Below are 11,401 nucleotides of genomic sequence, written 5' to 3'. Positions count from 1 at the left end.
CAAGCACAGCGCCTGCCCGAGTCTTGTCCCAGTCCAGCCGCCTGAAACGACGCTACCCCTGCACGGGATCCACTTCCAGCCCCCAACAGGTATAGAGCCGATAGATATCAGCAGCCACGCGACGGCGTTTCTAGGCAACTCGGCATCCGTGGATGCCCGTGGAACGTTCTGCCCGTTCTGCGTCGGGAAACGTACGCTCCACCGGAGGCAACTCGGCCCGGATGCGCTTACGGAATGAGGACGATCTTCCCGTGGGTGTGCCGTAGCTCGAGCTCCTTATAGGCCTCACGGACCTGGTCGAGCGGATAGATCTTCGCGATCGGTAGTTCGAGCTCTCCATGGGCGATGAGTCCGGCGAGTTCGGCGAGGATCGGGACGGCGGGGCCGGCTTCGGCTCCGCCGTGGGTCTGCACCCCGTACTTCGCAGCTGCGGCGTAGTCGGCTATGGTGTCGATCCGTTCGGGCACGACCTCGAGTTCGAGGGCGAGGTCGACATATCCGCCGCCGTGCAGGTCGATGAACGCGTCGACTCCCTGCGGTGCGGCATCCCTTATCCGGTCGCCGACTCCTTCCCCGTAGGCGATGGGGATCGCTCCGTGGCGCTTCAACCAGTCGTGGTTGGTTTCGCTTGCAAGTGCGATGACCGTCGCCCCGGCGCGGTGTGCGAGCTGCACGGCGAGGGATCCGACTCCGCCGGCTGCGCCCGCGATGACGGCCGTGTCGCCTGGCTTCAGGTTCACCGAGCGCACGGCGCCTGTGGCGGTCACGCCCACGACGTACAGGGCGCCTGCGACATCCCAAGGTACTTCGTTCGGCTTGGGTGTGAGGTGCTCGGCGTCGACGACCACCAGCTCGGCCTGTGCTGACCGTCTGTCGCTGAAGCCGATTACTTCGTCGCCGGCTGTGAACCCGACGACGCCTTCGCCAACCTCCTCGACCACCCCGGCGAGGTCGCTGCCCTGGCCCGATGGGAATGTCGAGGGAAAGATGTTCGCTACCGCGCCCGTGCGGATGGATGACTCGCTGATGACGATGCCGGTCGCTTTCACCCGCACGAGCACCTCTCCGCTGCCGGGAACCGGTCGCTCGACGTCCTCGACGCGCAGAACGTCGATTCCGCCGAACTCGTCGTACCTCACTGCCTTCGGCATGACTGTCACCTCTCCTTTCTACCCCTTCGCCGGCCGGCGAAGGTCTCCTCCATCGCCTTGAAGGCGCTCGACCGCCAGACGTCCGCGAAGCCCGCGGACGCCGCATCCGGGAAGATCTCGTCCTCGTCCCGCTCCAGTCCGTCGAGGATTCGCGCCGCGACGTCCGCGGGCGACGGCCTGGCGCCCGGGAAGCCTCGCGTCATGTCCGTGTCGACGGCGCCGACCATGGCGGCGCTGACCCGGATGCCGTCGGCAGCGAGGCTCGTTCTCAGACCCTGTGTGAGTGAGAACGCGGCCGCCTTGGATGCCGAGTAGCCCGGCAGCATGGGAAGGCTTACCCACGAGGCGGTCGACAACACGTTGAGCACCGTGCCGCCAGAGGCGGCCAGCGCCGGTATCAGGGCGCGGGTCAGGTCGTACACGCCCCAGAAGTTCACAGCGAAATGACGCTCCAGCAGCGCCCGGTTGCTCAGGTCGTCCGGTCGCAACGCGACGCCGGCGTTGTTGATGAGGACGTCGAGCGAAGAGACCGCCTCAGTCGCGGCGCGGATTTGCTCACCGTCGATGACGTTGAGAAGCACCGGCACCACCCGCGGGTCCGTGGACGTCGCGGGCTCGCGGAATCCGGCGTATACACGGGTCGCTCCGCGCGCCACCGCTTCTTCGACGAGCGCCCGTCCCAGCCCGCGGCTCGCACCGCTGACGAGCACCGACCCACCCCTGATCTTCGTCATTGCGATGACCGTTCCATGTTCATGTCGCAGGTCGGCCGGCAGCGGCCGAGTCTTTGGCCGCGGGTCGTTTGCCCTGGATGAGGAGGCCAATCATGACGGCCGCGACCGCGAGGATGCCTGCGCTCAGCGCGAACGCGGAGGTGTACCCGTCGGTCGTAACCGAATTTGTGGCGACGTAGCCCGTTGTGACGGAGGTTGCGAAGCCGACCAGGATCGCGGTGCCGAGGGCACCGCCGATCTGCTGCGTCGTGTTCACGAGCGCGGAGGCGACTCCCGCGTCACGATTCGCGACGCCGGTAAGGGCGGTCGACGCCAGTGGCCCGAAGAACAGGCCGAGACCAGCGGCAGTAACGACCTCGGCCGGGACCACCTGCCAGACGTAGGACGAGTCGAGCTCAAATCGGGAGGACAGCACCAGCCCGCCCGCCGCGATCGCGAACCCGGCGGACATCAGTACCCGCGGTCCGACTCGGGGAAGGAGGCGCCCCGAGATCGTCGCCCCGAGGACTACGGCGGCGGTGAACGGGAGGAAGGCAAGGCCCGACTCGAGGGCGGTGTAGCCGAGGATCTGCTGCAGGTAGTACGTGAGGAACAAGAAGACCCCGAACATCCCCACGCCCATCAGCAGGGAGCCGAGATACGACCCGCCCCGGTTGCGGTGGAGCACGACGCGCAGCGGGAGAAGAGGATGCGAGGCCCTGCGCTCGATGAGGACGAAGAGCACGAGCAGGCCGATCCCGCCGAGTAGGAGGGCCAAGGTCGTGGGCGCGCCCCACCCGTCGGTGTTCGCCTTCGTGAACCCGTAGACGAGCGCGGCGAGCCTGGCGGCGGACGCGAGCACGCCGGGGATGTCGTACTTCGTCTCGCCCGCCGCCTTGCTCTCCCGGAGCACGCGGACGGCGGTGGCGGCTGTGACCAGGGCGATCGGCACGTTCACGAACAGAGTCCAGCGCCACGAGGCGTACTCGGTCAGCACGCCACCGACGATCAGGCCGATCGCACTCCCCCCGCCGCCGATGGCCCCATACACGGCGAATGCCCGGGCGCGCGCTGCCCTGCGAGAATGTGACGCTGAGAAGCGACAACGCGGCCGGTGCCAGCAGCGCGGCGAACAGTCCCTGCAGTGCCCGCGCCCCGACGAGCATAGGCTCATTGATCGCGGCTCCGCCGAGCATCGACGCGACCGCGAATCCGATCAGGCCGATAATGAAGGCGCGCTTGCGCCCGGTGAAGTCGGCGATCCGGCCGCCGAGCAGAAGCATCGCGCCGAACGTGAGGGCGTAGGCAGTGATCGCCCACTGCCGGTCGAGGTCGGACATATGCAACGACCGTTGGATGGTCGGAAGCGCGATGTTCACGATCGTCCCGTCGAGCACGATCATGAGCTGCGCGGTGACGATGACGACGAGCACTGCCCAGCGCATGGGAGTTCCCGCCTCAGGACCTCCCGTACCGGCATCCCCGACCGGCGGCGGCACCGGCTGGAGGGATTCAGACGGCGACTGTTGCGGTTGTGACATGCGGGCCTGCTCTCCTGGGAATCAGCGTCGCGTCATCAGGGGAAGGAGGATGTCGTCGGTGAGACGGACGAGATCACCCTCGTCGATTGACCTGCCCTGGACGAAGATTCGCGTGAATAGGACAGCGGGCGCGATCTCGTCGAACAGTCCCGTGTCGGCATCCGCGGCGAGCTCGCCGCGGACGATGGCGCGGTCGTGCATTCGCCGGATGATGTGCTGCCGGTCGTCCAGAATCGACGTACGGACGGCGTCGGCGAGTTCGGGATCGCGCTGCATCACGATCATCACACCGGTCATGATCTGCCCGGCCGGGCCGGTCATGGTGTCAGTCATGGCCCGCAGGATCGCGAGCATGTCGCCGCGGAGGCTGCCGGTGTCGGTCTCCGTCACGAGGTCATCGAGGCGTTCGAATGACCTGATCGCGTGCACGACAAGGTCGGCCTTCCCAGACCAGTGCCGGTAGAGCGTGGCCTTGCTCGCCCTCGCTCTGGAAGCCACGGCATCCAGGCGCATCGCGTCATACCCCGCCTCCGCCAGCACCTCGAGTGTTCCCGCAAGGATGGCGCGCTCACGCGCGGGATCAAGAGCCGGAACCGTCGTTCCGGGGGTAGCAGCTGCCATCATGGTCCCCTCCTTGCGTCTCAATCCAAGGGTACGAAACTGTTCTGTACACCGCTAGGCCATGAGTGATGTTTGTGTGACCCGACGGTGCGGGCGCCGCCCCCGCTTTCCGTGAAGGGAGCATCATGCGGCGGAGCGGTCGTGTTCGACACCTTTCCGGGAGCGGCGATTCGGCAACCGAACCCGGCCTGCCGGTTGTGGGCTGCCATTCCCGTGACTGGATGCGCGAATCTATCTTCTAATGACGTCCCGGCCCAAACGCCGATAGCGGATATTGGTCAAGCAGCCATCGGCCCTGGCCGAGAGAGAACCAGAAGCCCTAGGAGGTCCGCTTCAGGCCGCACCCGTCAAGGCTTCTCGGAGGTCACCTCCCCGTTTGCGTCGGCGTCAGAATGGGGCGAAAATCCCGTTCATTGACAGTCGCGCAATGGTGCTCTCAGAACCCATCCTGACAGTCGGGAGGGGCAAGGACCGGGGTGCGGTGGACCGAGAATCACCGAATAGGCCCAAAGAATCGGAACTCGATGGAAAATTCTCGGGGCAGGGGCTGGCAAAGTCACTTCTCGCGGCTCTCCAAGTATCGGAGAACAAGTCCTGAGCTCCGCCGACAGGCGCATCCTCCTTGGCCAGCCACCCCCATGTCAGCTGGGGTGTAAGCAAACATGGCTCAGCCCGTCATAGTGCCGGCGGTCGTTGCGGACGTTATGGGGCAACGGGGCCTTGGCCCGGATCTGGGCCAAGCCCCGTCGGTGAGCGTATACCTCAGCGCAGTGGTCCTGACCGCTTAGACGAGTACGTCGATTCTCTCGGTGGAGGTTTGGGGCACTTGGCGGCGAAGTTTCATGGCATCGAGCACGCGCTTTTCAGCCAGGGCGTAGGCTGCCTCATGCGGAGTGACCCCCGCGTCGCGGCTCTTGTCCAGGACTGCGGCTGTGTTGGCCCTTAGCTTGTCGGAGATCATTGTGAAGATGTCGGCGGGTTCGACGACGAATGGGGAGTAGCGTGCGGCCATGGAGTGGGCGGCCGCCACGATCCCGCCGGCGTTGGCGATGAAGTCGGGCACCACGATGATTCCCCGTTCGTGCAGTATGCGCCTGGATGTGGGGGAGGTGGGCAGGTTGGCCCCCTCTACGATGAGTCTGGCATTGGTGCTGGCTGCGACGACGTCGTTGATGGTGTCTTCCCGCGCGGCGGGGATGAGGACATCCGCGTCCACATCCAGGGCAGCATCAGCCGGGAGCACGGAACCGTAGTGCTGAACGCAGGCGTCGCCGGTGGCTGCGCGGAGTTCCAAAAGCTTGTCGAGGTCCAAGCCGTTGGGGTCGTGTACGGCGCCGTTGGCTGTGGAGACGGCTACGACGACGGCTCCCAGGTCCCGGAGTCGGGTTGCAGCCGCCTGGCCGACGGCGCCGAAGCCCTGGATTGAGACCCGTGCGTCCTGAAGGCTGATGCCGCGGTTCTGGGCGGCTGCTTCAGCTGCTTCGGCAACGCCGTATCCCGTCACACCGAGCTGGTCGTAGGGGAGCCCGCCCAATGCGCGTGGCAGTCCGGTGGAGGCTCCGCGGTCGCCCAGTTCGTCGAGGAAGAGTGCCGCGTCTTCTTCGGTGAGGCCCATGTCGAGGCCGAAGACGTACTCGGCGGGGACTTCGTTGGCCAGCGTCCTGGCGAAGGCTCGCAGGATGGCTTCCTTGTTCGGGTCGGCCGGGTCTCCGAGGATGCCTGCTTTGGCGCCGCCGTGGAACAGGTCCACTGCGGCCCATTTCCAGGTCATGGTGCGGGCCAGGCGGGCGACTTCCTGGATGGTGAGGCTGAGGCTCATGCGGGTGCCGCCTTTGCCTGTTCCCCGCGCGGTGTTGTCGATGACGAGGACGCCGCGCATGCCGGTTCTGCGGTCGGAGACGACCACGATCTTTTCGGGTCCCCACTGGTCAACGAGTGAGAAAGTGCTGTCGGTCATTTTCGATGCTCCTGTTCTGGAAAGGGTTGGTTCAGGCGACGTGGACGCCGGGAAGGCGTTGCGCGGCTTCGGCGCTGGCGGTTTTGAGGGCTGTTATTGCCCTCTTCACCGCAGGGTTGATGGTGCTGGGCGGGTGCAGGGCCACAACGTGCCTACGTACCTGAAGGTCAGTTACTGTGGCGGTGGCGACGGATCCTGCTGTATGTCCCAGTGCGGGGACCAGGGCCACGCCCAAGCCGGTGGCGACGAATCTTTTGATGACGTCGTAGTCATCGCTTCGGTAGTGCACCGAGGGCTGGAATCCGGCTGCTGCGCAGGCCCTGCGGAGGGACCGGGCGCCTGAGGTCCGTTCACCCGTAGCCACCCAGGTTTCTTTTTCCAGATCGTTGAGGGAGATCTCCGAATCGGTAAAGCGGTGCCCGGGTGGCAGCAACAGGACCAGTTCCTCGTCGAGGAGTGGCTCGGCTCTGAGTGCCTTCGGCCACGTTTGGGGCGCGAGGTCGTAGTGGTAGACGATCGCCAGGTCGAGTTCGCGGTCCAGGAGCAGGGGAATAAGGGTGTCCGGTTCGCCCTCGTCGAGGTCGATGCCCACGTCACCGTGCGTCCGGGCAAAGGTGGCGAGCGAGGACGGAAGAAGCTGTTGGCTGGCCGTGGGAAAGCTGCCGAGCCGGACCTGCCCGTAGTTTCCTTCAGACATTGCCTTCACTTCATCCTCGAAGGAGGCGAAGGCGGCCAGGATGTTTTGGGCGCGTTCGGCGAGGAACCCGGCGGAGGGTGTTGGCCTGATGCCGTGGGCGTCCCGTTCGAAGAGCGTCAGCTTTACTGACCGTTCCAGGCAGGATATTTGCTGCGAGACAGCGGAGCCTGTGTAGCCGAGAGACCGTGCGGCCTCGGCGAATGACCCGGTCCTGATCACAACGAGGAAGGTCCGCAGATGCAGGGGATTGACCATGGTTCCCACTTCGCGCTTGGCCGGTGCTGCCGCTAGACGGCCCGGCCCGGGGTCAGGATCCCCAGGGGGTCGAAAGCCGATTTGATGAGGCGGTGCGCAGCCAACGTCGCAGGGTCGAGTTGCTTGCCGAGGGCTCCCACCTTGAGCGAGCCGATCCCGTGCTCCCCGCTGATGGTGCCGCCCAGGAGGATTGCCTGGTCGGTGATGAGGTCGAGGATGCGCTCTGCTTCTGCGTAGGCTTCGGGCGATTCGTCCGCGATAACGACGGAGGGGTGCAGGTTTCCGTCGCCGGCGTGGGCGAATGATGGGATTTCGACGTTGTTGGCGGCGCCGATCCGTTCAAGGGCGACGAACATGTCGGCGAGCCTGGAGATGGGGACGGCGACATCACACGAGGCGCGTAACCCGCGTGCGTCGAGCGCTTTACCTGACACGCGGCGGGCTTCGAGCAGGACGTCCCCGTCGGCCTGTTCGACGGCGGTGGCGCCGGCCTTGGTGCACAAAGCGGCCGCGACAGAGGCATCGGCTTCGGATAAGGGGGAGATGAACTGGCCCACCAGGATGGCGGCGCCTTCTGTCGACAGGCCTGTCGGGTGGAACTGTTCGACAATCCGAACGCTCGCCCGGTCCATCAGTTCCATGACGTCGGGAACCAGGGAACTGCCCATGATGGCGGCAACGGCTTGGCCGGCTGAAGCAGCTGTCGGAAAGGTCGCGCGGAACGTGACTGCTTTGCCCCCAGGGCGGGGAACCAGGCGCAGGGTTGCGCCGGTGACGATCCCCAAGGTCCCTTCGGAGCCGACGAAAAGGCTGGTGAGGTCGTAGCCGGCTACGTTCTTGCGTGTCCTTGCTCCGGTGGTGATGACGTCTCCGTTGGCCAGGACCACCTCAAGGCCGGCCACGCTGTCGCTGGTGACGCCGTATTTCACGCAGCGCAGGCCTCCGGCGTTGGTGGCGATGTTGCCGCCGATGGTGGATTGGCGGTAGCTCGCCGGGTCCGGGGCGTACATCAGGCCGTACTCGGCGGCAGCGGCGTCAAGGTCGGCGGTGACGACCCCTGCCTGGACCTGCGCGAGGCGGTTGTCCGGGTCGATGCCGGTGATGGTATTCATCCCGGCAAGGGAGATGACCAGTCCGCCTACATAGGCGACGGCTCCTCCGGCCAGGCCGGTCCCGGCACCCCGGACGGAGACCTGGACCTGGTGCCGGGCGGCCCAGTTGACCCCGGCAACGACGTCGTCGGTGGAACGGGCCGTTACTACCGCTGCCGGCAGGCCCGCCGGAACGGCACGTGAAGCGTCCCGGCTGTAGCGGGCGAGGTCGGCCAGGTCGGTCAGTACTTGGGGCCCGAGGTGGTGGCGGAGTTCCTGGACGGTTGTCACGGGTGGTGTCCTTACTGGGTGGGCGGTGCCCTGGAAGTTTGTGAATGGGTTTGTGCAGGCGGCGGCGTGCGGCCGCCGCCTGCACAACTGGCTAGATGAAGGTGACGCCCTGGGCGAGGGGGAGTTGGCCTGAGAAGTTGATGGTGTTGGTGGCCTGGCGCATGTAGGCCTTCCACGAGTCCGAGCCGGATTCGCGTCCGCCGCCGGTTTCCTTTTCACCGCCGAAGGCGCCGCCGATCTCGGCGCCGGACGTGCCGATGTTCACGTTGGCGATGCCGCAGTCCGAACCGCTGGCCGAGAGGAACAGTTCCGCTTCGGTCTGGTCCTGGGTGAAGATGGCAGAGGACAGGCCCTGCGGGACGGCGTTGTGGATCGCGATGACCTCTTCGAGGGTTTCGTAGGTCATGACGTAGAGGATGGGGGCGAACGTTTCGTCATGGACGACGGCGGTCTGGCCGGGCATGCGGACGACGGCCGGTTCCACGTAGAAGGCTTCCGGGTGCTCCTCCGCCAGGACGCGGTTGCCGCCCTGGACGATTTCGCCGCCTTCGGCGACCGCCTGGGCCAAGGCATCCTGCTGCGCCTTGAAGCTGCCGGCATTGATGAGCGGTCCCACGAGCGTTCCCTCCTGGGTGGGGCTGCCGATGTTCAGGGTGCGGTAGGCCTCGACGATCCGCGGGATCAGGGTCTCGGCGATCGAGGAGTGCACGAAGAGCCGGCGCAGTGAGGTGCAGCGCTGGCCGGCCGTGCCGGCGGCGGCAAAGACGATGCCGCGAAGGGCCAGGTCCAGGTCCGCGGAGGGGGCCACGATGGCGCCATTATTGCCGCCGAGTTCCAGCAGGGCACGACCGAACCGCCTGGCGATGGTCGGGGCAATCTCCTGGCCCATGCGGACCGAGCCGGTGGCGGAGACAAGGGCGATGCGCGGATCCTCCACAAGCTTCTGGCCGCCGGTGCGGTCGGTCAGCAGCAGGTGGTGGATCCCGGCGGGTGCCCCCACGTCCTTGACGGCGCGGGCGAGGAGGGTGTCGACGGCGAGGGCGGACAGGCGAGTGGCGTCGGCGGGCTTCCACACCAGGGTGTCTCCGGCGACGAGGGCGAGGGCGGCGTTCCAGGCGAACACTGCCACCGGAAAGTTGAAGGCGGAGATGATGCCGACGACGCCGAGCGGGTGCCAAGTCTCTGCCAGCCGGTGCCCGGGTCGTTCCGAGGGCATGGTCTTGCCGTAGAGCTGGCGGGACTGGCCGACCGCGAGGTCGGCAATGTCGATCATTTCCTGTACCTCGCCGAGGGCCTCGGAGCGGATCTTGCCCACTTCGGCGGTGATGAGGGCTGCCACGTCCTCCTTGTGTTCGGTGAGCAGCTGGCCCCAGCGCTTGACCAAGGCGCCGCGGACGGGGGCGGGAACGTTGCGCCAGGTCTTGAACGCTTCGGCGGCGGTGGAGATGGCTGCCTCGATATCGTCGTCGCTGTGGACTGCGGTGGAAAGGATGACTTCACCGGTGATGGGCGTACGGGTTTCGCGCGGGCCTGCCAGGAGGGCCGGGTCCACGCCGATGGCCTGAAGGCTCTTGCGGACTTCAGCGGTGATTTCGGACGTGGCCGGCAGGGCGGGGGCAATGGTGGTCATGGGGGACTTCCTTCGGGTTGGAGAGTTAGTGCTGAAACGGGAGATCGGTAATGGTGACGCCGAGGGCGCGCTCGGCCTGCACCAGGGACGTGGACCGTTGTGCTGAGTACAGCTCGTGGGGGTCATGGATCCGCCGACCCAGGACTTCGGACAGACGGTTGATGTCGTAGGAAGTGCCTGCCTGCCCGTCATCACGGGACCCGTCGTCGGTCAGGTTTGATTGGAAGATTCCCGCTGCTGAACGCGGCAGGAAGTCCTCGTAGACGATGGGTTCCGGGACCAGGGCGCCTGTCTCGACGAGCTCCCGCAGAGTCGCGGAACCCGTGCGGGGGGCCGCCGCGGGGTTTGCGGGGCGGTAGGTGAAGTAGGCCAGGTCCTGCAGAGCCAGTTCCCGCTCGGTGTCCGGAAGGTGCTTCCGCCAGACCTGCTCCGCGATTTCGGCGCGGGTTCTCCCGGCAGGGCTGGCGGCCAGCCAGGTGTCCACCTCCGCGACCATCCGGTCGTATAGATTCCGGCCCTTTTCGGTGAGGGCAATGCCGCGCTGTTCCACTTCACCGAATCGGACCCGCAGCGATCCCGGGCGGATCCCGCCGTCGGCATGACGGAAGGTGCGCTCCTCGGCAAGGGCCCGGAACGAGGTCTGGCGGAGCAGGACATCCGGTCTTTCCCAGTTGGGCGGGCCCTGGATCTCGTCGATCATGGTGATGCCGCGTGCCTGCATCCGGGCGTACAGGTCATCGATGTCCAGCACGCGGGGCGTGAGGTGGTTGATGTGGGTGGAGGGAACGCCGCCGATGTCGGCAGCCACCGCGGAGATGGCTTCCAGTTTGAAGTACCAGTCGTGGTCAACCGGGGTGGGGGAGAGCTTGAAGGAAGCGGTGGCCAGGTCGAGCAGGCGTTCGGCCTCACCTTCGTCCAGTCCGCCTTCCGCGGCGCTCTTGTCGGCCAGGTCGAGCAGCTCGTCCGGGAACAGGGTCCGTGCACCGATGAAGGCCTCCAGCTGGTGCTGTGTCTCTTCGTCAAAGAACCGTCGGTCGTCGTGGGCGAGCATCGAGGTGAAGACGCGGAAGGGGTTCCTGGCCAGTTCCTGCTCGTCGATGGGGCGGAACGCGGTGGAGACGACGGGGACGGAGCTCTTCGAGGCGTCCCGGAGGTCGTAAAAACCCACAGGATTCATGCCGAAGGCGGCGAAGATCCTGGCGACCTGGGCGAGTTCTTTCGGGGATCCGACGCGGATGGCGCCGTGGCGTTCGGCCGTGACCCGCTCAACGCTGCCCAGTCGCTCGGCGTGCTGGCCGTTCCTGCGGATGAAGTCCTCGTTCACCTCCCGGGAGACATCCACCAGTGTGTTGTAGGCGGGAACTTCGTTGCCGTACAGGGTGGCAAGGCGAAGGGCGAACTCTGCCCTCAGCTCCCACAGCTGCAGCTTCGTTGTTGTTGGCATGGGCTTTCCT

Annotated in this window: 9 protein-coding genes and 1 pseudogene; all 10 read right to left on the bottom strand. The window is 66.2% G+C overall.

Going from position 1 to position 11,401, the window contains the following annotated elements; translation table 11 throughout:
• Window positions 1-227: 227 nt before the first annotated feature.
• The 10 genes and pseudogenes from ACFVTE_RS03000 to ACFVTE_RS02955 all read right to left on the bottom strand — a co-directional run bounded on the left by ACFVTE_RS03000 (window position 228) and on the right by ACFVTE_RS02955 (window position 11,391).
• Window positions 228-1,151 (bottom strand): NADP-dependent oxidoreductase, encoded by a 924-nt coding sequence (locus ACFVTE_RS03000; protein ID WP_387096633.1) that lies wholly within the window; start codon window positions 1,149-1,151, stop codon window positions 228-230.
• A gap of 5 nt (window positions 1,152-1,156) precedes the next feature.
• On the bottom strand, window positions 1,157-1,885 hold the full coding sequence (locus ACFVTE_RS02995) for an SDR family NAD(P)-dependent oxidoreductase (protein ID WP_387096630.1): 729 nt from the start codon (window positions 1,883-1,885) through the stop codon (window positions 1,157-1,159).
• Window positions 1,886-1,904: 19 nt separating this feature from the next.
• The gene (locus tag ACFVTE_RS02990) at window positions 1,905-2,915 is read right to left on the bottom strand and encodes an MFS transporter (protein ID WP_387096628.1); all 1,011 of its coding nucleotides are present in this window, start codon (window positions 2,913-2,915) and stop codon (window positions 1,905-1,907) included.
• A gap of 103 nt (window positions 2,916-3,018) precedes the next feature.
• Window positions 3,019-3,267: pseudogene (locus tag ACFVTE_RS02985) on the bottom strand (MFS transporter); the annotation flags it as partial.
• 159 nt (window positions 3,268-3,426) lie between these two features.
• Entirely contained in the window at window positions 3,427-4,029 is a 603-nt protein-coding gene (locus ACFVTE_RS02980; protein WP_387096625.1) for a TetR/AcrR family transcriptional regulator, read from the bottom strand.
• A 781-nt stretch (window positions 4,030-4,810) separates the two neighbouring features.
• A complete protein-coding gene (locus ACFVTE_RS02975; protein ID WP_387096622.1) occupies window positions 4,811-5,983 on the bottom strand; it encodes a Glu/Leu/Phe/Val dehydrogenase in 1,173 nt (390 codons plus the stop codon).
• A gap of 31 nt (window positions 5,984-6,014) precedes the next feature.
• Window positions 6,015-6,935 (bottom strand): LysR family transcriptional regulator, encoded by a 921-nt coding sequence (locus tag ACFVTE_RS02970; RefSeq protein WP_387096619.1) that lies wholly within the window; start codon window positions 6,933-6,935, stop codon window positions 6,015-6,017.
• A gap of 32 nt (window positions 6,936-6,967) precedes the next feature.
• Entirely contained in the window at window positions 6,968-8,317 is a 1,350-nt protein-coding gene (locus tag ACFVTE_RS02965; RefSeq protein ID WP_387096616.1) for an FAD-binding oxidoreductase, read from the bottom strand.
• Between the two features lie 91 nt (window positions 8,318-8,408).
• Window positions 8,409-9,947: an aldehyde dehydrogenase family protein gene (locus ACFVTE_RS02960; RefSeq protein WP_387096613.1), complete on the bottom strand. Its 1,539-nt coding sequence runs from the start codon at window positions 9,945-9,947 to the stop codon at window positions 8,409-8,411.
• A gap of 25 nt (window positions 9,948-9,972) precedes the next feature.
• Window positions 9,973-11,391: a 2-oxoadipate dioxygenase/decarboxylase family protein gene (locus ACFVTE_RS02955; RefSeq protein ID WP_387096610.1), complete on the bottom strand. Its 1,419-nt coding sequence runs from the start codon at window positions 11,389-11,391 to the stop codon at window positions 9,973-9,975.
• Window positions 11,392-11,401: the final 10 nt, after the last annotated feature.

It is taken from the genome of Arthrobacter sp. NPDC058097 (assembly GCF_042884885.1).
GTDB lineage: Bacteria > Actinomycetota > Actinomycetes > Actinomycetales > Micrococcaceae > Arthrobacter.
This window is presented reverse-complemented; position numbering and strand designations above follow the sequence as displayed.